23 protein-coding genes are annotated in these 21628 nt (G+C 60.7%); 10 read left to right on the forward strand and 13 right to left on the reverse strand.

The window, feature by feature from the left end:
* Nucleotides 1-75: 75 nt before the first annotated feature.
* The gene (locus tag N008_RS14510; RefSeq protein ID WP_044017003.1) at nucleotides 76-489 is read right to left on the reverse strand and encodes a hypothetical protein; all 414 of its coding nucleotides are present in this window, start codon (nucleotides 487-489) and stop codon (nucleotides 76-78) included.
* A gap of 79 nt (nucleotides 490-568) precedes the next feature.
* Here N008_RS14510 and abc-f point away from each other — a divergent pair, with 79 nt between their 5' ends.
* Nucleotides 569-2479, forward strand: a complete 1911-nt coding sequence (gene abc-f / locus N008_RS14515; protein ID WP_044017005.1) for a ribosomal protection-like ABC-F family protein — start codon at nucleotides 569-571, stop codon at nucleotides 2477-2479.
* A 568-nt stretch (nucleotides 2480-3047) separates the two neighbouring features.
* On the forward strand, nucleotides 3048-5315 hold the full coding sequence (katG, locus tag N008_RS14520; protein WP_081910817.1) for a catalase/peroxidase HPI: 2268 nt from the start codon (nucleotides 3048-3050) through the stop codon (nucleotides 5313-5315).
* A 78-nt stretch (nucleotides 5316-5393) separates the two neighbouring features.
* Here katG and N008_RS14525 read toward each other — a convergent pair whose 3' ends face one another.
* Nucleotides 5394-5729, reverse strand: coding sequence for a hypothetical protein (locus tag N008_RS14525; protein ID WP_044017007.1), 336 nt, complete (start codon nucleotides 5727-5729; stop codon nucleotides 5394-5396).
* 191 nt (nucleotides 5730-5920) lie between these two features.
* Between N008_RS14525 and N008_RS14530 the strand changes: the two genes are divergently transcribed.
* From N008_RS14530 to N008_RS14540, 3 genes are all read left to right on the forward strand, one after another.
* Nucleotides 5921-7270, forward strand: a complete 1350-nt coding sequence (locus N008_RS14530; RefSeq protein WP_044017009.1) for a DUF5103 domain-containing protein — start codon at nucleotides 5921-5923, stop codon at nucleotides 7268-7270.
* Between the two features lie 89 nt (nucleotides 7271-7359).
* Nucleotides 7360-8658 (forward strand): cation:proton antiporter, encoded by a 1299-nt coding sequence (locus tag N008_RS14535; RefSeq protein WP_044017013.1) that lies wholly within the window; start codon nucleotides 7360-7362, stop codon nucleotides 8656-8658.
* Between the two features lie 113 nt (nucleotides 8659-8771).
* On the forward strand, nucleotides 8772-10229 hold the full coding sequence (locus N008_RS14540) for a M48 family metalloprotease (RefSeq protein ID WP_044017015.1): 1458 nt from the start codon (nucleotides 8772-8774) through the stop codon (nucleotides 10227-10229).
* 28 nt (nucleotides 10230-10257) lie between these two features.
* On the opposite strand, the gene N008_RS14545 is transcribed toward N008_RS14540, so the two are convergent.
* From N008_RS14545 to N008_RS14560, 4 genes are all read right to left on the reverse strand, one after another.
* A complete protein-coding gene (locus N008_RS14545) occupies nucleotides 10258-10830 on the reverse strand; it encodes a hypothetical protein (protein ID WP_044017017.1) in 573 nt (190 codons plus the stop codon).
* Between the two features lie 89 nt (nucleotides 10831-10919).
* The gene (locus N008_RS14550; RefSeq protein WP_019947089.1) at nucleotides 10920-11129 is read right to left on the reverse strand and encodes a zinc ribbon domain-containing protein YjdM; all 210 of its coding nucleotides are present in this window, start codon (nucleotides 11127-11129) and stop codon (nucleotides 10920-10922) included.
* Nucleotides 11130-11196: 67 nt separating this feature from the next.
* Nucleotides 11197-12294 (reverse strand): redox-regulated ATPase YchF, encoded by a 1098-nt coding sequence (ychF, locus tag N008_RS14555; RefSeq protein ID WP_044017022.1) that lies wholly within the window; start codon nucleotides 12292-12294, stop codon nucleotides 11197-11199.
* A gap of 372 nt (nucleotides 12295-12666) precedes the next feature.
* The gene (locus tag N008_RS14560) at nucleotides 12667-13008 is read right to left on the reverse strand and encodes a DUF3276 family protein (RefSeq protein ID WP_044017024.1); all 342 of its coding nucleotides are present in this window, start codon (nucleotides 13006-13008) and stop codon (nucleotides 12667-12669) included.
* A gap of 308 nt (nucleotides 13009-13316) precedes the next feature.
* Here N008_RS14560 and N008_RS14565 point away from each other — a divergent pair, with 308 nt between their 5' ends.
* Both N008_RS14565 and N008_RS14570 read left to right on the forward strand, forming a co-directional pair.
* Complete coding sequence (locus N008_RS14565; protein ID WP_044017026.1) at nucleotides 13317-14243, forward strand: DUF58 domain-containing protein; 927 nt, start codon at nucleotides 13317-13319, stop codon at nucleotides 14241-14243.
* Between the two features lie 15 nt (nucleotides 14244-14258).
* The gene (locus tag N008_RS14570; protein WP_044017028.1) at nucleotides 14259-14528 is read left to right on the forward strand and encodes a hypothetical protein; all 270 of its coding nucleotides are present in this window, start codon (nucleotides 14259-14261) and stop codon (nucleotides 14526-14528) included.
* 17 nt (nucleotides 14529-14545) lie between these two features.
* On the opposite strand, the gene N008_RS14575 is transcribed toward N008_RS14570, so the two are convergent.
* From N008_RS14575 to N008_RS14585, 3 genes are all read right to left on the reverse strand, one after another.
* Nucleotides 14546-15178, reverse strand: a complete 633-nt coding sequence (locus tag N008_RS14575) for a DNA-3-methyladenine glycosylase family protein (protein ID WP_044017031.1) — start codon at nucleotides 15176-15178, stop codon at nucleotides 14546-14548.
* 32 nt (nucleotides 15179-15210) lie between these two features.
* Nucleotides 15211-15876, reverse strand: coding sequence for a metallophosphoesterase (locus N008_RS14580; RefSeq protein WP_052381578.1), 666 nt, complete (start codon nucleotides 15874-15876; stop codon nucleotides 15211-15213).
* Between the two features lie 112 nt (nucleotides 15877-15988).
* Nucleotides 15989-17020: a threonine aldolase family protein gene (locus N008_RS14585; protein WP_044017032.1), complete on the reverse strand. Its 1032-nt coding sequence runs from the start codon at nucleotides 17018-17020 to the stop codon at nucleotides 15989-15991.
* Between the two features lie 99 nt (nucleotides 17021-17119).
* Here N008_RS14585 and N008_RS23595 point away from each other — a divergent pair, with 99 nt between their 5' ends.
* Nucleotides 17120-17284, forward strand: a complete 165-nt coding sequence (locus N008_RS23595) for a hypothetical protein (RefSeq protein ID WP_197062863.1) — start codon at nucleotides 17120-17122, stop codon at nucleotides 17282-17284.
* 197 nt (nucleotides 17285-17481) lie between these two features.
* Here the strand turns inward: N008_RS23595 and N008_RS14590 are convergent, their stop codons facing one another.
* Nucleotides 17482-17976, reverse strand: a complete 495-nt coding sequence (locus N008_RS14590; RefSeq protein ID WP_044017033.1) for a metallophosphoesterase family protein — start codon at nucleotides 17974-17976, stop codon at nucleotides 17482-17484.
* A gap of 219 nt (nucleotides 17977-18195) precedes the next feature.
* Between N008_RS14590 and N008_RS14595 the strand changes: the two genes are divergently transcribed.
* Together N008_RS14595 and N008_RS14600 are read left to right on the forward strand one after the other, a co-directional pair.
* Nucleotides 18196-18897: an NUDIX hydrolase gene (locus tag N008_RS14595; protein WP_044017034.1), complete on the forward strand. Its 702-nt coding sequence runs from the start codon at nucleotides 18196-18198 to the stop codon at nucleotides 18895-18897.
* A gap of 22 nt (nucleotides 18898-18919) precedes the next feature.
* Nucleotides 18920-19405, forward strand: coding sequence for a hypothetical protein (locus tag N008_RS14600; protein WP_156109332.1), 486 nt, complete (start codon nucleotides 18920-18922; stop codon nucleotides 19403-19405).
* A gap of 132 nt (nucleotides 19406-19537) precedes the next feature.
* Here the strand turns inward: N008_RS14600 and coaD are convergent, their stop codons facing one another.
* The 3 genes from coaD to N008_RS14615 form a co-directional block, all read right to left on the reverse strand.
* Nucleotides 19538-20011 (reverse strand): pantetheine-phosphate adenylyltransferase, encoded by a 474-nt coding sequence (gene coaD / locus N008_RS14605; RefSeq protein ID WP_044017037.1) that lies wholly within the window; start codon nucleotides 20009-20011, stop codon nucleotides 19538-19540.
* 94 nt (nucleotides 20012-20105) lie between these two features.
* Nucleotides 20106-20966: a DUF3822 family protein gene (locus N008_RS14610; RefSeq protein WP_052381579.1), complete on the reverse strand. Its 861-nt coding sequence runs from the start codon at nucleotides 20964-20966 to the stop codon at nucleotides 20106-20108.
* A gap of 119 nt (nucleotides 20967-21085) precedes the next feature.
* Nucleotides 21086-21592 carry an NUDIX domain-containing protein gene (locus N008_RS14615; protein WP_044017038.1) on the reverse strand — a complete coding sequence of 169 codons (507 nt, stop codon included), beginning with the start codon at nucleotides 21590-21592 and terminating at the stop codon, nucleotides 21086-21088.
* Nucleotides 21593-21628 lie beyond the last annotated feature (36 nt).

The raw sequence follows: 21628 nt of genomic DNA on the forward strand, positions 1-21628 counted from the left end.
TTTCCCAGGTTGGCGTGAGCAACTCCTGGGTAGCGAGTCTGATTAGGGTTTTCCTCATAATATTCTGCTGAGTAACTATTCAACGAGGTGGAAATCCCAGCTCTCCGCCACGCATTCGAAAGTGTTGTCTCTCAGAAAAAACACAAAGTGGTGAAGCTGAGTGGAGCCAGCGACTGACCCAAGAGTAAGGGCATACTGCGGGAAGTCAGCCTGCCAGTCGGTAAACAGCTCATAAAACTCTCCCCACGGCAATTGTTGGTCGTTGTAGCGGTGCTGCCCTCTGTGATAGCCTTCATCATTCAGCGTATTGAAGGAGTATTTGTGACAGTTCCGGAACGTCAGACACGCCTTGTCGCCTTCCTGAAATTGCTCGAACTGGAAGGCATTCAGGCGAAACTCAAGCCGCAAGGTTTGTCCCGCAGCAGTTAGGTGGGGCTCCGGAGCATTCGGGTCAGCATTCCAGTTGTGGTTGAGCTGTTGGTAGCGCACAGTATAGCTTGTTGTAGAGTAGTCAGAATTGCATCGTCTCAAACCCGTACCTTTGCGGCCTCAAGCCCCGCAAAGTAGGATGATTTCCATTACCGACCTCGACTTCCATTTCGGCTCCCGTACGCTCTACGACAAGGCCAGCCTCCATATCAAACCCAAGGATAAGATTGGCCTGATCGGGCTCAACGGCCGGGGCAAATCCACGCTGCTGCGCATTCTGGTGGGCGAATACAAGCCCGATGGCGGCAGCATCTCCATGAGCAAGGACGTGAGCCTGGGCTTCCTCAACCAGGATCTGCTCAGCTACGACTCGCACGAGTCCATCCTGGTGGTGGCCATGCAGGCCTTCTCGGAGGCCCTGGATCTGCAGAAGAAGATCGATGCCATTCTGGTGGAGTTCGAAACCAACTACACCGACGATTTGGTGGAGAAGCTGGCTGATCTGCAGGAGCGGTTCGAGTCGCTGGGCGGCTACACCATGCAGGCCCGCACCGAGGAGATTCTGGAAGGTCTGGGCTTCACTACCGAGGAGCTGCAGCGCCCGCTGAAGCTGTTTTCGGGTGGCTGGCGCATGCGCGTGATGCTGGCCAAAATCCTGCTCCAGCAACCCTCGCTGCTGCTGCTCGACGAACCAACCAACCACTTGGACTTGCCCTCCATCAAGTGGATTGAAAACTACCTGGCCGGCTACGAAGGTGCCGTTATCATCGTGAGCCACGACCGGGAATTCCTGGACCGCACCACCAACACCACCGTGGAAGTGACTGGCGGCAAGCTGGTGCCGTACGCCGGCAACTACTCGTTCTACCTCGAAGAAAAGGAGGAGCGCAACGCCATTCAGAAGGGCGCCTTCGAGAACCAGCAGGCCCAGATCAAGCAGGCCGAGCGGTTCATCGAGCGGTTCAAGGCCAAGGCCAGCAAAGCCAAGCAGGCCCAGAGCCGCGTGAAGGCGCTGGACAAGCTGGAGCGTATCGAGGACGTGGCCGGCGACGACGCCAAGGTGAATATCAAGTTCAACTTCACCGTCACGCCCGGCCGCCACATTCTGCGCATGGAGCACGTGGGCAAGAAGTACGGCGAGAAGCTCATCTTCCGTGACACGCACGTGCACATCGAGCGGGGCGACAAAATTGCCCTTATCGGGGCCAACGGCAAGGGCAAATCCACGCTGATGCGGCTGGTAGCGGGGCAGGAGGCGCCTACCAACGGCAATCACCAGATGGGCCACAACGTGATTATGTCGTTCTACGCTCAGCACCAGCTGGAGAGCCTGCGCATCGAAAACGAGATTCTGCAGGAGATGGTGGAGGCCGGCTCACGGCGCTCGGAAATGGAGTTGCGCTCGGTGCTGGGCTCGTTCCTGTTCACCGGCGACGAAGTGTACAAGAAAATCAAGGTGCTTTCGGGCGGCGAGAAAAGCCGCGTGGCGCTGGCCAAAACCCTGATTTCGGAAGCCAACTTCCTGCTACTCGACGAACCGACCAACCACCTGGATATGCAGTCGGTCAACATCCTGATCCAGGCGCTTGATCAGTACCAGGGCACCTACATCGTGATTAGTCACGACCGGTTCTTCGTGGAGAACGTGGCCAACAAGATCTGGTACATCGAGGACTTCCAGTTGAAGGAGTACCCCGGCACCTACGCCGAGTACGAGCAGTGGCAGGAAGACCGCGAGAAGGCCGCCAAGAAAGCCGGCCTGCCTTCGCCTTCGGCCCCCAAGCCGCTGCCGAAAGAGGAGAAGAAGGTAGAAGCCGCGCCCGCCAAAACTCCTTCGCCCGACCAGAAAAAGGCCCTGAAGGAGCTGGCCGAAGTGGAAAAGAAGATTGACGAGCGGGAAAAGGAGCTAGCCGTGTACGAAAAGCAGCTCGCTGACCCCCAGATCTACCAGAACGCCGCCCAGCTCAAGGATGCCACCCTCAAGTTCGAGCAGGTGAAAAAAGAGTTGGCCCAGCTCAACGACCGTTGGGAAATGCTGGCTGAAATGTAATCTGCCCCGATAACGCAAAAAACGCCCCGCCGGAAGCCTAGTGCTGCCGGCGGGGCGTTTTTTGTGCTATTTAGGGTGAAGGGTTGAAGCTGGAAATGTCCGTCATGCTGAGCTTGCCGAAGCATCTCTACCGCCCTAGTTGAACGATACGAGCGAAGTAGTGCGGAGAAGTAAGGAGGGCGGCAGTAGCGCGAACTGTGTAGTTCGTGCCCCAGAACGACAACCATCCGAACGGCGCGGGGCGCGAACTACACAGTTCGCGCTACTATTTGCCGCCCGCACCGCAACTCGTCAGGCTCCCCCTCTCCTTTTCCGGAGAGGGGGCCAGGGGGTGAGGCGAGACGTAAGAACGACTGTAAGCGCCTTTATAAACCAGCGGCGGCAAACATTCGGGACCATTATTTTGTCTTTCTACATAAGAATGATTCTTATCTGGGTGGCATTCCCTACTTTTGAGCCCGACAACCAGCCGCCGCTGAAACGGCGGGCCTGACCGTCCGGCCGCCACGCGCTGGCGGTGACTCTAAAGTATTCCCAGCGTTCCGTTTACATCTTCTTAAACAACCCCATGGCGCACGAACAAAAGGGGCACGCCCCCGAAAACAACACCACCGAGTATTTCATGAACGACACCTCCGTGGCGAAGTGTCCGTTCCTGAACGGGGAGCTGAAGCAGGCGGCCGGCAGCGGCACCCGCAACCGCGACTGGTGGCCCAATCAGCTCCGCCTCAACATCCTGCGGCAGCACTCCACCCTGTCGGACCCGATGGACCCGGACTTCAACTACGTGGAAGAGTTCAAGAAGCTCGACCTGAACGCCGTGAAGCAGGATTTGTTCGAGCTGATGACCACCTCCCAGGACTGGTGGCCCGCCGACTACGGCCACTACGGCCCGTTCTTTATCCGCATGGCCTGGCACTCGGCCGGCACGTACCGCATTGCCGACGGCCGCGGCGGTGCCGGCTCGGGCATGCAGCGTTTCGCTCCGCTCAACAGCTGGCCCGATAATGCTAACCTCGACAAGGCCCGCCTGCTGCTGTGGCCCGTGAAGCAGAAATACGGCCGTCAGATTTCCTGGGCCGACCTCATGATTCTGGCTGGCAACTGTGCTTTGGAGTCGATGGGCTTCAAGCCGTTCGGCTACTCGGGTGGCCGCGCCGACGTGTGGGAGCCGCTGGACGAAATCTACTGGGGCTCGGAGAAAGAGTGGCTGGGCGGCGACCTGCGCTACTCCGGCGACCGGCAGCTGGAAAAGCCGCTGGCGGCCGTGCAGATGGGCCTCATCTACGTGAATCCCGAAGGCCCCAACGGTAACCCCGACCCCATGGGCTCGGCTCGCGACATCCGCGAAACCTTCGGCCGCATGGCCATGAACGACGAGGAAACCGTGGCTCTGATTGCCGGCGGCCACACCTTCGGCAAAACCCACGGCGCCGCCGACCCCGCTAAGTACATCAAGCACGAGCCCGCCGCTGCTGGCATTGCCGAGCAGAGCCAGGGCTGGCAGAACTCCTACGGCACTGGCAACGCCGGCGACACCATCACCAGCGGCCTGGAAGGTGCCTGGACGTCCACGCCCGCGCAGTGGAGCCACGACTACTTCAAATTCCTGTTTGAGTTTGAGTGGGAGCTGACCAAGAGCCCCGCCGGTGCCCACCAGTGGAAGCCAAAGAACAACGCGGGCGAAGGCCTGATTCCGGACGCCCACGACCCCGAGAAGAAGCACGCCCCGTTCATGCTCACCTCCGACCTAGCCCTGCGCGTAGACCCCATCTACGAGAAGATTTCGCGCCGCTTCCTCGAAAACCCCGAGGAGTTTGCCGATGCCTTCAGCCGCGCCTGGTTTAAGCTCACCCACCGCGACATGGGCCCCATTTCGCGCTACGTGGGCCCCGAGGTACCCGCCGAGGAGCTGATCTGGCAGGACCCGCTGCCGAAAGCCGACTACGCCCCGATTGACGAGGCCGATGTGGCTATGTTGAAAGACGCGCTGGCCAACTCGGGCCTGACGGTGGCCGAGCTGGTGCGCACGGCCTGGGCTTCGGCCTCCACGTTCCGCGGCTCCGACAAGCGTGGCGGTGCCAACGGTGCCCGCATCCGCCTGATTCCGCAGAAGTACTGGACCGCCAACAACCCCGCCGAGCTGGACAAAGTGCTGGATAAGCTCACGGCCATTCAGCAGGAGTTCAACGCCAGCCAGACCGGCGGTAAGCAGGTTTCCCTGGCCGACCTGATCGTGCTGGGCGGCGGCGTCGGCATCGAGCTGGCGGCCCGCGCGGCGGGTCACGCGGTGGAGGTGCCCTTCGCCCCCGGCCGTACGGATGCCACTCAGGAGCAGACCGACGCTCAGTCGTTTGAGGCCCTGGAGCCCAGCGCCGAAGGCTTCCGCAACTACCTGGCCCAGCACCACGAGGCCGTGGCCGAAGCCATGCTCATCGACCGCGCCCAGCTGCTGACCCTCACGGCCCCCGAAATGACGGTGCTGGTAGGTGGCCTGCGCGTACTCGACGCCAACTACGACGGCTCGCGCCACGGTGTGTTCACCACCCGCCCCGGCCAGCTCACCAACGACTACTTCGTGAACCTGCTGGACATGGGCACCACTTGGCGCGCCACCTCCGAGGCTGACGAACTGTTCGAGGGCCTCGACCGCAAAACCCGCCAGGTGAAGTGGACCGGCACCCGCGTCGACCTCATCTTCGGCTCGAACACGGAGCTGCGCGCCATTGCCGAAGTCTACGGTACTAACGACGCCCAACCCAAGTTCCTGCGCGACTTCGTAGCTGCCTGGACCAAAGTGATGAACCTGGACCGTTTCGACCTGCACCAGAACTAATAATTTCCCAGACCACCAGTTGGTCATATTCAACAAGCCCCGTCCGAAGCCATAGGCTTTGGGCGGGGCTTGTTTGGTTTACTTGCCTATGTAACCTTCGTGAAATGCCCCGGTTCCTTTGGCATCCAGTCTGCCGACGATTACTTCAACAGAACTCCTTGATAATTCAAAACCGGGCCTCAGGTGATAATGCTCTTTTGCCCCGACCGGCAAATATTTGTCGGCTACTTTTTCCTGGTCGAGCTCAGCTATTTCTATAAGGAGTTTCGCCAGAGACTTAAGTCCTTCGGGGCTTCCGTGTATCAGAACCTCACTCCACTTTTCTGTTTTTCCCTCATACTTCTCTTCGTTGTAAAAGACGGATATTTCTAAGTCTCCTTTGATTTCGTTGCCTTTTGTCTGTTTGTAGTCCATTGTTATTGTGCTGTCATGTTAGCTTTCGAGGGCGGGGCTGGGGATTAAGGAAATAGGAAAGCCGCCGGGTGGCGTAGCGCCAAGCCTTTGCTTCGCGTATCGTACATACCTGCGTTTTCAAGATAAGCTACCATTTGCTGATTGCCGTTCAACAAAGTGCGAAGCAAAAGCTTCGCGCTACATTCGCCCTCATGCCTCGTTTCTCTCTCGCTTCCCTTCTCCTGCTGCTAGTCACAGCCTGCGTGCCGTTGGGTACGCCCATCACCGACCCCAACGCCGCCCGCCGGCCCGCTACGCCTGGCCAAGCCACCGCGCCGCCCGAGTACTACGCCGACAAAACCCTGCGCTACCAGGACTACACCTACGACCCCAACGTGCGCAGCGTGCAGTGCTACGTGCAGTCGGGCAGCATCAACGAAATCTTCACGCCGCCGGTGGTGCCCATCAGCCAGGAGCAGCCCATTGCCCTGGAGTTTGATGTGCTCGGCGACCAGAGCCAGCGCCTCACGGCCAAGCTCGTGCACTGCGACCTGGACTGGAAGCCGTCTATTCTCACGGATATCCAGTTTCTGAACGAGATAAACGAGATTCTCATCACCAACTACCGCACCTCCGTCAACACCAAGGTGCCCTACTACCACTACCGGATGCAGGTGCCGCGCGTGAAGCTGAGCGGCAACTACCTGCTGGTGGTGCAAAGCCCCGGCGGCACGCCGCTGCTCAGCCGCCGCCTGCTGGTGTACGACAACAGCGTGCAGATTTCGATGAAGCAGGGCATTCCGGTGGCGGGGCAGGAGCGCTATACTCTGCAGCAGATTGATTTTGGCATCCGCTACAACATGCAGCTCGTGAACCCGGCCCAGGAGGTGAAGGTGGTGCTGCGCCAGAACTTCCGCTGGGACAACGCCAAGTACAACCTGCGCCCCACCTTCGTGCGCGACATCGACCGGCAGCTCGACTACCAGTATTTCAACTTCGAAAACGCCTTTCCGGCCTTGAGCGAGTTCCGCTTCTTCGACCTGCGCACGTTCCGCAGCCTGGGCATCGGGGTGGCGCAGCTGGATGCCGAAGCCTCGCCCCGGCAAGCGCTGCTGCAACTCGACGGCTCCCGCAACGGCCAGGCCTACACCCAGCTCGACGACATCAACGGCCAGCGCGTGATTGAGAGCCGCGAGTACGGCAACGGCGCCACCAACGCCGACTACCTAGACGTGACGTTTCAGTTGAAGGCCGAGCAGCCCGCCGCCGGCCCCGTGTATGTGCTGGGCGCCCTCACAGACTGGCAGCTCAAAGACGAGTTCCGGCTGACCTACGACGCCGCCAACCAGCGCTACACCGGCCACGCGCTGCTCAAGCAGGGCTACTATAACTACGTGTACGCCACCCAAACCCCGCAGGGCCCCAACAGCGTGGTGTTGGAAGGCAGCCACCAGGAAACCGAAAACCAGTACGACCTGCTGGTGTATTACCGCCCGCCGGGCACCCGCGCCGACCTGCTCATCGGCTACCAGAGCCTCGACGTGAACCGCCGCCGGCCGTGAGGCAGCACCGACCGAACTCAGTCGAAACAGGTGAGGCTGCGTAAAACTGCAGTTCTGAACCTATTGCGCTCTGCTGAGCCTGCCGTTGCATGTCGCACTACAACCTGATCCTGGTAATCCTGGGCGTGGCCATTCTGGCCGTGGCTTGGCTGCCGTCGTTGCTGAAAAAATTTCCACTCTCGTACCCGATTCTGTTTGTGGGGTTGGGGGCGCTGGTGTTCTGGTTGCCGCTGGGTTTGCCTAACCCCGACCCCGTGGCCAACTCCGGTTTCGCCATGCACCTCACCGAAATCTGCGTGACGGTGGCCCTAACCGGCACCGGCCTCAAGATTGACCGCAAGTTTTCGTTGATGCGCTGGCGGGCACCGCTGCAACTGGTGATGGTGCTCATGACCATCACTATTGGCGTGTTTGCGGTGGTAGCTTGGCGGTTGGGCGGCATGCTGCCTGCCTCGGCCGTGCTGCTGGCTGCCACGCTGGCCCCCACCGACCCCGTGCTGGCCGGCGACGTGCAAGTGGGCAAACCCGGCGAAGGCCGCGAAGACAACGTGCGTTTCGCCCTTACCGGCGAGGCCGGCCTCAACGATGGGCTGGCGTTTCCGTTCGTGTATCTAGCCATTGTGCTGCTGCCGCTGGCCGCAGTGCCTATGGCCGAGCGCCTGCTCCACTGGGCCTGGATGGATGTGGGCTACCGCATAGCGGTAGGCGTAGGGGCAGGCTGGCTGGCAGGGCGGGTGTTGTCGTTTCTGATATTTGATTTGCCGCACCGCGTCCGTATCAACCCCGAGGCCTACGGGTTTGTGGCTTTGGCCGTCACGCTCACGGCCTATGGCGTCACGGAGCTTGTGCATGGCTATGGGTTCCTGGCTGTATTTGTGGCGGCTGTTACGTTGCGGGCGCATGAGCGCAGCCACGAATACCACACCGAGATGCACGAATTCACAGACCAGATAGAACGGCTGCTTATTGTCGTGATTCTGATTCTGTTCGGGGGCGCTATTGTGCGCGGGTTGCTGGCTCCACTCACCTGGACCGGAGCCGCGCTGGGCCTGTTTCTGCTGCTGATTTTGCGGCCGATGGGCGGTATTCTTACCTTGGGCCGCAGTCGCGTATCGTGGCCCGAGCGGTTGGTGATTTCGTTTTTCGGGATTCGGGGCATTGGCTCCTTCTTCTATCTAGCCTACGCCATTCACAGCCATCATTTCGCTGATGCGCGGGAAATGTGGGCCATTACCGGCTTCACCGTGCTGACGTCGATTGTGCTGCATGGCGCCCTGGCCACGCCCGTAATGGACTGGCTGGACCGCCGCCATGGCCGCCTTACAGCGGTGGAACTGGAAGAGCAACAAGAGGCGCGAGAAGGGGAGGCTGCGGAGCATGTGCGCTGAATCGGCACGGAATTCGGTAAGCAAGCTGGCGTAGCGTAACCTTTGTCCTGAGGAGGTTCGTTGCAGGTATATATTCTCCCGCCGCCTCCCTTTCCCAAGTTCATTCTTCTCTCATGCACACAACCCTCTCGCATATTCTGTACGCCAGCTCCGCCCTGGCTCTGTTGCCCCTGGCCGATTCTCATCCGGTGGCCACTCCGGCCGCTTCTGCTCCGGCTGCTGTAGCGCTGCCCGTACAGGGCGCCCAGCCCGATCCGCAGGTAATTGCCCAGTTCGGCCTGCTCGACAACGCCAAGCTGCAGGCTTACATTGACCAGAAGGGCATGCAGATGGGCCGTATTTCCGACCGCCCCGCCGACGTGAAAGGCTTCACGGTGGTCGATTCGCCCATCATCAACGCCTTTGCCACCCCCGACGGCCACGTGTACTTCACCCGCGGCATTCTGGCCCACTTCAACAATGAGGCCCAGTTCAGCGGGGTGCTCGGCCACGAAATCGGGCACATCACGGCCCGCCACGGCCAGAAGCAGCAGACGCGTTCCACCATTGCCAACGGCGCCCTGATTCTGGGCTCCATTCTCTCGAAGCGGGTGGCCTCCATTGCCCAGCCGGCTTCGCAGGTAGTGGGGCTGGGGCTGCTGAAATATGGCCGCGACGACGAAACCGAATCCGACCAACTGGGCGTGAAGTATTCCAGCAAAATCGGCTACGACCCGGCTTCGATGGCCGATTTCTTCCTGACTCTCTCGCGCACCGAGCAGAGCAGCGGCGCGGCCACCGTGCCCACTTTCCTGTCGTCGCACCCCAACTCCGCCGACCGTTACTCCAACGTGAAAAAGCTAGCTGCCCAGGCCGAGCAGCAGGCAGGCCGCCAGTTGGCCGTGAACCGCGACCAGTACCTGCGCCTGATTGAGGGCCTGCCCTACGGCGACAACCCGCGCGAAGGCTACGTGGAAAACAGCGTGTTCTACCACCCCGACCTGAAGTTCCAGTTCCCGATTCCGCAGGGCTGGAAGTCGCAGAACTCACCCAGCCAGTTCCAGATGGCCGAGCCCAACGGCAAGGCCGTGCAGATTCTGCTGCCTGCCGGCAACAAAGGCCTCGATGAAACCGCCCAGGCCCTGTCGCAGCAGTTGAAGCTCCAGAACGCCCAGGCCCAGAAAACCACCATCAACGGCTTCCCGGCCATGGTTATCCAGGGCGACCAGGTAGGGCAGGACCAGCAGACCGGCCAGCAGGGCATCACGGCCAGCACCTTGACCTACCTCATCCAGGACAGCCAGACGATCTACGCCCTGGTAGGCCTCTGTGGCCCCGGCACCCTCGGCACCTACGGCGACACCTTCCAGCGCACCGCCCAAGGTTTCCGCCGTCTCACCGACGCTGCTAAAATTAACCGTCAGCCCGAACGCATCCGCATCCGCACCGCCAAAGCCGGCCAAACCTTGGCCTCGGCCCTCGCCGCCAACGGCATTTCCAGCAAGCGCTACGAGGAAATGGCCATCCTCAACGGCATGAAAACCACCGATAAAATGACGGCTGGCATGCTGTTTAAAGTGGTAGGAAAATAGAAGCTGTTTATGCTCTATATATAAAGCGCTAGGCTTCGAGTTTATCGAGGCTTAGCGCTTTTATATGCCAGGCTATTTCTTGTGGCCTAAACAGAATCCACAAGTCATCGCCTATAGGCAGTCGAGGAAGGAAATTGTCTTCTGCGTACCAGTTGGCCACCCCCACTTGATGGGTCGCAAAGTGAAGAATCACTAGGTGCGGCTCGTTATAAAAAGTATTCTTTTTCTCGCCCTCATTCCCTTTCTCTATCCAGGTTTCTTCTTGGTGTCCGTATACCTCAAAGCTGGTTAAAGGCTGACCGATAAAGTGTTGCCAATAAACAATTGGCGGTAGATACCTTTCAGCACCGGTGCAGAACGATTCGTGTGCTATCCCTAGGCTATAGGTCATCCAGCCTGCCACGTTTACCCAACTGAGGTATATCGTAGCGCCGCCGGCAAAGACGAGTTCCAGTTGGTGCGAGATAATATCGGTGCCGTTGTTATTGGTAGTCAGGTACTCTACTGGACATACATCATGATAAACGACTTTTTCTAAATGGAGGCCTAGTACCTGATTTAGCGGCTGACTGATATGCTGCCGCAATGCTTGCTCCATCATAAATATTTGGGCGGGCGCCCACAAAAGCGCCCCAGCCGATTCGTTCGGCTGGGGCGCTTAAGTTACTGGTTGCCGCTGAAGAAATGGCGTTAGGCTTTCTTCAGGAATTCGGTTTTGAGCACCATCGTGCTGCCACCGGCCCGGCCTTCAATTTCGGCGGGCGAGTTGGTGAGGCGGATATTCTTGACCACCGTGCCGCGCTTAAGCGTGAGCGAGGAGCCTTTCACTTTCAGGTCCTTGATGAGCGTCACCGAATCGCCTTCCGCGAGCAGGTTGCCGTTGCTGTCTTTTACGTCCATGTAGCTGCTACTGAAAACAATCGTCTACAAAATCCGCGGAATCCGCTTTAATCTGCAAAATCCGCGTTTACACGTTGAAGCGGAAGTGCATGATGTCGCCGTCCTGCACCACGTATTCCTTGCCTTCCACGGCCATTTTGCCGGCTTCCTTGATTTTTACCTCGGTCTTGTACTCCTGGTAGTCGGCCAGCTTAATCACCTCGGCGCGGATAAAACCTTTCTCGAAGTCGGAGTGGATGACGCCGGCGGCGGCGGGGGCTTTGTCGCCGCGGTGCACCGTCCAGGCGCGTACTTCCTGCACGCCGGCCGTGAAGTAGGTAATCAGGTTGAGCAGGGTGTAGGAGGCGCGGATCAGGCGGTTCAGGCCCGATTCGGTGAGGCCGTACTCGCCCAGGAACATCTCCTTTTCCTCGGGGTCTTCCATCTCGGCAATCTGCGACTCGATGGCGGCTGACACCAGCACCACTTCGGCGCCTTCCTGGGCCACGTGGGCCTGCAAAGCCGCCGTGTGGGCGTTGCCGGTGGTGGCGCTAGCCTCGTCCACGTTGGCCACATAAATCACGGGCTTGATGGTGAGCAGCTGCAGATCGGCTACGGCTTCCAGCTCCTCGGGCGATACGGTGAGGGCGCGGGCGTTCTGGCCGGCTTCGAGCGCCTCCTTGAAGCGCTGCAGCGCGGCTACTTCCTTCTTGGCCACGGCGTCGCCGTTTTTGGCCGAGCGCTCCGACTTGGCCAGCTTCTTATCGATGCTCTCCAGGTCTTTGATCTGCAGCTCAGTGTCAATCACGTCCTTGTCGAACACGGGGTCAACGCCGCCGGCTACGTGCACGATGTTGGGGTCGTCGAAGCAGCGGATAACGTGGATGATGGCGTCTACCTCACGGATGTTGGCTAGGAACTTGTTGCCCAGGCCTTCGCCCTTGCTGGCACCCTTCACGAGGCCGGCAATGTCCACGAACTCAATAATGGTGGGCAGCACGCGCTTGGGGTTCACCAGCTTCTCCAGAATCTGGAGGCGCTCATCGGGCACGGTAATCACGCCCACGTTCGGCTCGATGGTGCAGAACGGATAGTTGGCCGATTCGGCCTTGGCGTTGGAAAGAGCGTTGAAAAGCGTGGATTTGCCGACGTTCGGCAGGCCGACGATACCGCAGCGGAGACCCATATAAAAGGTGATTGAGTGACGAGAAAAGTGAGAGAAGCACGGCTAGGAGCCTGCTTCGTGGCGCAAAGGTACGGGGCTTTTTCGGGGAAAGCACGGCCCCAGTGCCCCCAAGGCGCGCTATGTGCTGGCCGGTGAACCCAACAGGGCCCGGACGCTGTTAGGCGGGCATGTGTGAACACCACAAACCCGCCCACAAGCTGCAGCGCCTGGGCTTCTACCTGGCTGCCGGCGTGCTGCTGCTGGTCAGCCAGTATTATTCGCTCTGATGCCCCAACGCACAACGGCGCGCCGGGCCGAAGCCGGGCGCGCCGTTGGGGTAAATTCAGGTAAGGAACAGGGGGAGAGTATGCGGTGTTTCGGTAGGCGCGAGGCTTAGAAGTTGTCGTCGGCGCGGTTCGGGTTGAACTCGCGTTCCTCGTAGGCGGGGCGGGGGCGGTCCAGCTCGGCCACTTCTTCGGCGGTCAGCAGCTCTTCGCGCACGTACTCCACGGCGTCCTGCAGGGCATCCACGAACTTCAGGAAATCTTCCTTGTAGAGGAAAATCTTGTGCTTCTCGTAGGAGAAGGTGTCGTCGTCGCGGAGCTTGCGCTTGCTTTCTGTGATGGTCAGGTAATAGTCCTGGCCGCGCGTGGCTTTCACGTCGAAAAAGTACGTGCGTTTGCCCGCTTTAATGCGCTGGGAGTAAATCTCTTCTTGGTCGTGACGGTCTTCCACGGGGCCTTCTGTAAAGTTTTGTTATTCCAAGATGGTTGAATTTCAGGCCAAAGTACAACTACTGGTTCGGATATAAAAATTTCTAGGCTCTCAATTTTCTATAAACTGCTGATAGTCTTTGAGAATGGCGTTTTTTAACATGCTGCGCTTAGATTCGGGTAGCAACATGCAATTGCCGGATACAAATTCGAAGCAGGATTATATTAGATTAATACTATGCCGGGGCCACCTTGCCCGGTTATTTGTTTCTTTGGAAAAGCAATCCGGGCCCGTCAGGCTTCGGAGCGTATTGCCTTATTCGTATCCGCATGGCCCAACCGCTTGACCTCGCCGCCGTCCGCTCGTTTGAAAACCTGGAATTCCTGGCTCGCCAGCTGGTCGAGGGCTTCATTACGGGCCTGCACCAGTCGCCGTACCACGGATTTTCGGTGGAGTTTTCCGAGCACCGCCTCTACAATCCCGGAGAAAGCACCCGCCACCTCGACTGGAAGATCTTTGCCCGCACCGATAAGCTGTTTGTGAAGCGCTACGAAGAGGAAACCAACCTGCGCTGCCACCTGCTGCTCGACGTGAGTGCCAGCATGTACTACCCCGCGCCCGGCCACGACAAGCTGCGGTTTGCGGTGCTGTGCGCGGCAGCCCTCACCACGCTGCTGCAGAAGCAGCGCGACGCCGTGGGCCTGGTCACGTTCAGCGACAAAGTGGAGCTGCAGACGCCAGTGCGCTCCACCAGCACCCACCGCCACACCCTGCTGCTGGCCCTGCAGCAACTGCTGGAGCGGCCCCCGGCGGCGCCCCGCGCCACCGCCACCACCGATGTGGCCGGCGTCATTCATACCATCGCGCAGCAAATCCCGAAACGCTCGTTGGTGGTGCTGTTTTCCGACATGCTGGGCCGGGCGCCCGAGGAGCAGACCGCTACGCTGGCCGCCTTGCAGCACCTGCGCCATCAGCACCACGAGGTGCTGCTGTTCCACGTGATGGACCGCGCCACCGAGGCCAACTTCGACTTCCAGGACCGGCCTTACTTGTTCGAGGACATCGAAACCGGCGAAACGCTGAAGCTGCAGCCGGCCCAGGTGCGCGAGCAGTACCGCACGGCCATGCGGGCCTACGAGCACGAGCTGGCCCTGCGCTGCGGGCAGTACAAGATTGATTTCGTGCCGGTGGATATCCGCGAGCCGTTCGACAAGGTGCTCTACGCCTACATGGTGAAGCGCGGGAAAGTGCGCTAAGCTACCTTTGCCCCTATGCAGTTTTTCTCGTATCTGGGTTACCTAGGGTTTGCGCTGACGCTGATCCTGCCCGCACTGGCCACCGTGTATATTGCCCGCATGTATGGCCGCTCGTGGCGGCTATGGCTGCTGCTGTCGGTGCTGTTGCCGTTTGTGTCGGTGCTGCTGATTATTGTGGTGGTGAGCCGCGAAAGTTTGCGGCAGGAGCGGGAAGAAGATGCCCGCGTGGCCGCTGAGAAAGCCGCGCGCCGCCGGCCCGGTGCCGGCACCCCCGACGCGCAATAGGTGGCTGCGGCCGGCCGCTACGTGGGCTGGTTATCTAGCGACTGCCAGAGGTATTTGCAGGCCAGGCTGCGGTAGGGGCGCCAGGGCTCGGCTATTTCCGTCATGCGCTTGAGCAGGGCGCGGCCGGTTTCTTCCAGCCCGTAATGGCGGCGCATGGCGTTCTGTACGCCCAGGTCGCCTTCGGCAAACACGTCGGGCTGGTCCAAGGCGAACATCTGCAGCATCTGGGCCGTCCAGCGGCCCACGCCTTTGATTTGGGTGAGGTGCTGGGTGAAGTCGTCGTCGGAGAGCTGGCTGAGGTGGGCGTGGTCGAGCTGGTCGCGCAAAGCGAAATCGGCAACCGACTTCAGGTAGCCCGCCTTCTGGCGTGAAATGCCCGCCGTGCGCAGGTCTTCCTCGGTCATTTCCTGCAGGGCCAGCGGTTCGGGGTAGCCATCGGGCGGAAACAGGGCCTGCACCTTGCGCCAGATGGCCGCCGCGGCCTTCGTGGAAATCTGCTGGCCCACAATGGCCCGCAGCAGCGCCAGATACAGGTCTTCGTGCGGCGACGGCGCAATCGGGCGGCCCTGCCGGATGAGGTTGGCCAGCACGGGGTCGGCCTGCAGCAGGTGCTGCACGGCGGCGTCAGGAGTAGGAGTGGAGGTAGACATGGGCAGAGAGGGAGAATAGGTAGCTGTATTGGCTAGGCGGCCGGTAGGTCGGAAGGATGAGTAGGTACGGCTATTTCGGCCAGTAGCTCGCCGGTGGCCGTGAGGCGCACACCGGTCAGGCACTGGCCGAAAACGGCCCCGGTGTCCACGTTAAGCACGTTGGTGATGGGGTCGAAGGTGGGCTGCCCGGTGGTGGGCGTGTGCCCGATTACCTGGCGCCGGCCCATGGGGCGCAGCGGCCCCCGCCGCCAGATCACCCCATCGAAGTTGGCTTCGTCGAGCGGATCAGGTGTATCGGCAAAGCCGGCGTGGCTGATCAGCAGATGGTCGTTTTGCCAGTATAGGGGGCGCTGGCTCAGCCACGCCAAATGGGGCGCCAGCAGCGCCGGACGCGCCCGGTACTGGGCTACCGTGGTCCGCCCCCCCCAGCTCAGCCAGGGTGCGTGCGGCCCGTGCGGCCCGAAGTGCTGCAGCATGCCAGCCTCGTGGTTGCCTTTCAGGAACACTGTCTGGCCCGGGTAGCGCACTTCCAGCGAAATAGCCAGCGCCACGCATTCCGGGCTGAACCGGCCCCGGTCCACCAGGTCGCCGACCTGCACCAGCCGCTCGGTGGCCGGCTGCCAGTGGCCCAGCAACTCCTCGAACGTAGCGCGGCAGCCGTGCACATCCCCAATAACAAATAGGTTCATCTCAGCCATAACTTCATAAGCAGCCTCCGTTTCCGGCCAGGGCTGGCAGAAATGAGAGTTGGCGGGCTACCAACTTCTCCTTCTGCCGGTCTTGGCCGGTCTTGGGCTCGTCTGAAGGCTTCTACGCAGTCAGCTGCGGCAACGCCGCCGCAATACGGGCCACCATGGTATCGTCGATGTCTAGGTGCGTGACAAAGCGGATGAACTGCGGGCCAAACGACGAGGCCCGGATGCCCTGCGCTTCCAGCTGCGCCAGAAACGACTCGGCGGGCATGCTGTCGTGCAGGCGGAAGATGACGAGGTTGGTTTCCACAGGCAGCACCTCGGCCACGTAGGGCTGGGTTTGCAGCGTGTCGCGCAGCTGCCGGGCGCGGCGGTGGTCGTCGGCCAGCCGCTCTACGTTGTTTTCCAGGGCGTAGAGGCCGGCGGCGGCCAGGTAGCCGGCTTGGCGCATGCCGCCGCCCATCACCTTGCGGATGCGCTTGGTTTTCTGGATGAACGCCTGACTTCCCAGCAGCACCGAGCCCACCGGCGCGCCCAGCCCCTTGCTCAGACACACCGAAATGGTATCGAACAGGCGGCCGTACTCGCGGGCGTCCTGGCCGGTAGCTACCAGGGCGTTGAAGATGCGGGCGCCGTCGAGGTGCAGCGGAATCCGGTGGCGTTGGGCCACGTCGGCAATGGCGGCCAACTCGGGCAGCTTGTAGCAGCTGCCGCCGCCGCGGTTATGGGTGTTTTCGAGGCTGATGAGGCTGGTGGTGGGGTAATGCACGTTCTGGGGCCGGATGGCGGCCTGCACCTGCGCGGCCGTCAGGCGGCCCCGCTCGCCGGGCAGCAGCGCCACCGAGGCACCCGAGTGAAAGGCAATGCCGCCCACTTCCCACAGATAAATGTGCGAAGTCTGCTCACAGATTACCTCGCTCATGGGTTCGGTGTGGGCCTTGATGGCAATCTGGTTGGTCATGGTGCCGGAGGGGCAGAACAGGCCGGCCTCCAGCCCGAAGCGGGCGGCGGCTTCCTGCTCCAGAGCCCGTACAGTGGGGTCTTCCTCGTACACGTCGTCGCCGACGCGGGCCTGGAACATGGCCTCCAGCATGGCTGGAGTGGGGCGCGTTACGGTGTCGGAACGCAGGTCGATTACAGGAGCAGACATGGAATAGCTAGGGTAAAAAGGGGAAACACTTCCCGGTTTCAAATTTAGTCGTTACTTTTGCCCCTCGTTTACAGAAAGACCTTAACCGACCCGGAAAAAATGAGCACTACCCGTCTGAAGCGGAAGCACCGCAAAAACATTGCCCGCGCCAACAACAAGCAGCGCGTAATTAAGCAGCTCCTGCTGACTCCCGTTCTGAAGAACGTGGACATCGAAGAGCTGAAAGCCCGCTTCAACAAGAGCGAAGCTACGACGGCTGCGTAACTAACGCCCGTCTGGCACACCTGCCCCCGGCGTCGGTGGGTTCTGGTCAGCATCTCCAAAGCGTCTTGCCTGCAAAGGGAAGGCGCTTTCTTTTTGCCCGGACCTCACCCCCTGGCCCCCTCTCCAAAAGAGAGGGGGGACTAGCCCTACTAGAATTTAGAGCCCCTCTCTTTTGGAGAGGGGTTGGGGTGAGGTCCCTACTTAGGCCCCAGCTCCACCACCTGCAGCTGCTGCACTTTGCCTTCAGCTACCTCAAACCGCAGCAGGGTGCGCACTTTGTGGAAGCCGTGGCGGCCGGCGGCGCCGGGGTTGAGGTGGAGCAGCTGTAGCCGCGGGTCAGGCATGACTTTGAGGATGTGGGAGTGGCCGCTGATGAACAGGCCCGGCCGATGCTCCTGCAACAGGGGACGGGCGGCGGGGCTGTAGTGGCCAGGGTAGCCCCCGATGTGCGTCATCAGCACCGTCAGGCCTTCCAGCTCGAAGTGCTGCACCAGCGGCTGTCTGAGGCGTACGTCGCGGCCGTCGATGTTGCCGTAGACGCCCCGTAGCGGGGCCAGCGTGGCCAGCTCGTCAATCACGGCGGCGGTGCCGAAGTCGCCGGCGTGCCAGATTTCGTCGCAGCCCTGCAGGTGGTGCAGAATCCGCTCGTCGAGGTGGCTGTGGGTGTCGGAGAGCAGGCCGATTTTTTTCATGCACCGAAGATACGGGAGCCGCCGTGGCTCCAAAACCCGCCGTGCGTGTGCGGGCGTTCCGGTATTCGTTCACCTAATCCGGCGCGGCCGACAACACAACCGTGCGCTTCTCGTATCTTGCCCGTCCTGCGGCGGGTTTCCGTTTGCCAGGATTTATGCTGTGCTTTGTGGCCGGCCTAGCCCAGATTCCCCATTGTTGCCTCTCCTGATTGCCCCGCGATGAACGTCTTCATCAACGATATACCGCTGATCATCAAAAAGAACAGCGAGAAAGTGTACAAGCACAAGTACGACCTGATTCTGAACCCGGAAGACGAGTTTATCTCGAAAGACCTGGTGGGCGACGTGCTGGTGCGCGACGTCACGGACGTATTTGTGGACCGGCTGCTGCGGCTGATGGAGGTGAAGAAGCTCAAAAAGCTGAAGTCGCTGACGATGCTGGCCCGCAAGAAAAAGCGCCTCATTCTGCACCTCAAAGACCAGTTCCGCATCGTGAAAGCCGCCGGCGGCCTCGTGGTGAAGGATGGCAAGGTGCTGATGATCTATCGCCTCGGCAAGTGGGATTTGCCTAAGGGCAAGCTCAAAAAAGAGGAAGACCCGGCCCTGGGCGCGCTGCGCGAGGTGGAAGAGGAGTGCAACATCAAGGTGGGCCTCGGTGACGAGTTGCCTAGCACCTGGCATTCCTACGCCTACAACGGCAACAAGATTCTCAAGAAAACCGACTGGTACGTCATGAGCTGCCTCGACGACTCGCTGATGAAGCCCCAGGCCGAAGAATACATTGAAGAAGTGCGCTGGATGACGCCCCAGGAGGCGCTGGCCGTTCTTGACGAGTCGTATGCCAGCATTGCGCTGGTCATGCGCCACTACCTGAGCGAAACTACCGGTTCGACCCCTGCCTCGGAGGCTCCCGCCAAATAACCCCACCCCAAGCTCCAAGCTTATGCGTTTTGCGTCTCGCTCATTACCTGTACTGTTGCTGCTGGGCGGCCTGGCCGCCTGCACCGGCACCCAGCAGGCATCGGAAACCGGTACGCCCGTTACGGGCCGCACTGAGGCCGTACCCACCAACAGCCTGAACATGCCGTTGCTGGTAGGCCGCAACATCGACCAGCTACGCCGGAGCCTGGGCGCGCCGCGCGAAACAAAGAGCCAAGCAATTGGGCTGGAACCCACGGCCGAGCAGATGAAGTCCACGAAAGGCCAGGACTGGATCAACACGTTTGAGAAGGACGGTACCACCATCGTGGCCACTTTCAACGCCCGCACCCGCAAGGTCAACGACATTGTGGTGCTGGGCAGCGACGAGGACGAGCTGATGCGCCGCGCCAACCTCAGCATCTCCGACCCCGCCTACACCGTGCAGCCCGTCACGGACCCCCGCAACCCCGGCAGCACCATCGGCGTGCGGGTGACGAAGAAGAATTAAAAACGAAGAGCTCAGAATTGAAAATTGGCCGCTCAACGATTCAGGATGAATCATTGAGCGGCCAATCTGCTTTGGGAAACCCCTTGGGTGGCCAGTCAGTACGCTGCCCGGGCTGGGCTTCCTGACCGGTTCTTAGCCCTTAAGTGACTCAGCAGCCGGCAAGGCAAACGGCACAAAGTCATCGACGTTGCCGCCAAAGCGGTGAATTTCGCGGATGATGGTGCTGCTAATGGCTGCCAGCGTGGGCGAGGTAATCAGGAACACGGTTTCCAGGTCGGGGTTGACGTGGCGGTTGGCTTGGGCGATGGTGTTTTCGTACTCGAAGTCGGTGGTGTTGCGCAGGCCGCGCAGCAGGTAGCGGGCGCCGGTTTCGCGGGCGTAATCGGCAGTGAGGCCTTTGTAGGATTGGACCGATACGCGCGGCTCGTCACGGAATACCTCGGCAATCATCTCCGTCATTTGCTCGACGGGCAGGTAGCGGCTTTTGCTGCTGTTGTTGCCGATGGCAATAATAACCTGGTCGAACAGCGAGACACCGCGCCGCACCACATCAAGGTGGCCATTGGTGAACGGGTCGAAGGAGCCGGGAAACAAGGCAATGCGCATGAGGAAGAGTAGCTGAGTAAGGGAGTAACTGAGTAGTGAAAAGCAGCAGCTGATTTGCCGGTTAGAACGATTACTCAGCTACTCTACTACTCAGCTACTCGCAGAGGTGCAGGCTGTAGAGCTCGAAGAAGCGGTATTCGAACAGCTCGTTGAGGCGGTAGCTGTAGCCGAGGTCGAAGGGGCGGTTGCCGAACTTGATGTGGCGGATGTATTTGCGCAGAATGGTGAACAGCTCCGAGTCGTGCATCAGGTCGCCCCACACCATCACGGGGTCCTGGTCGGGGTTGAGCTGAAACTCCTGCATCACCAGAATGGTGTAGTAAATCAGGTCTTCGGGCGAGCTGAAGGCAAACACGTTGCAGAACTCCGGTCGCTTGTCGCGGATGACGACTATGGTAAGCTCCAGGTGGCCGATGCTGAGGTAGAGGCGGCGCGGGCTGGCCGCGTCGCTCTGGTGCATGAGGCCTTCGAGCAGGGCGCTGGTCTGGTGCAGCAGCGTGCCGCCCGGGTAGCTGCCCCGGAACCACTCAAGCAGCGCCTTCTCGGCCGCAAAAATGCTGACCAGCTCCCGGCCGGGGTGGGCATAGGCCTGCACGGTTTCGTGCTGTGGGTCTACGGTGTGGTGCAGGCGCAGGTAGGCGGCTTCGTCGCCGGGGCGAAACAGGGGAGCCGGCAGCAGTGTGAAGTGGCGGTTCTGCACGGCCAGCCGCACGTGGTTCCAGCCAGGCTGGCCCAGCAGGTCGTGGTGGGCGGCCAGGGCCTGCAGCTGCCCGCTGAGCGAGGTGGCAGCCTGCGGCGCGTATTCTTCCAGCACCACAAACTTGTTGCGGCGCACTTCCGTGATGCCCAGGCGCAGCCCGGCCGCGCCGGCCGTGAGGTAGAGGTTGTACGCCGCCAGGTTGTCCGGGGTCAGGGTTTCATCGCGCAGGCGGTGGAGCACCGTGGGAGCAGGCAAAGACGACGGAGCAGGCACAGTAGGCGAAGCAGGAAAAGCGAAAGACACAGCAGCAGGAGTGGAGGCGGAAGCGGCAAAGGTACAAAAGCCAGCCAGCGCGGCCAGCCCCGGTTTGCGGCCTACCGCTGAAAGCGGATCTGCGGGATGAACACGTCGTCGGGGCTGATAATCTGGCGCAGCATTGGGTGCACCTGGGCCGCGGGCAGTACCACCAGTTCGCGCGGCGCTACGAAAGCTACTTGCGTGAGTAGCTGCTCGCCGGCGGCGTGCTCGGGGTCGGAGCCTAGGCGGGGCACGGCGGCGGGGTCGTCGGGCGTCACCTCAAAAAACAACTCGATGGCCTGCAGGTCGTCGGCCTTGTATTCGTGCAGATGCAGAAAGCGGCCTACGGTTACGTCGAGGCCGGTTTCTTCCCGAAACTCGCGCCGCAGACATTCCTGGATGGTTTCGCCAAACTGCCAGCCGCCGCCCGGAGGCGACCAGAACGGGGCTTCACCGGGCAGCAGGCCACGGTGGGCGGTGAGCAGCAGTGTGTCGTGGTGTACCAGCAGGCCGCAGACCCGCACCCGCACCTGGCCGGTGTAGGCGTTCAGCAGGTCGGGGGCGGAAAGAGATTCAGTAGCCATGCAAAGGTGTGATAGGTAGATAGAGTAGGAACAGGA

The sequence above is a fragment of the Hymenobacter sp. APR13 genome (assembly GCF_000737515.1).
Lineage (GTDB): Bacteria > Bacteroidota > Bacteroidia > Cytophagales > Hymenobacteraceae > Hymenobacter.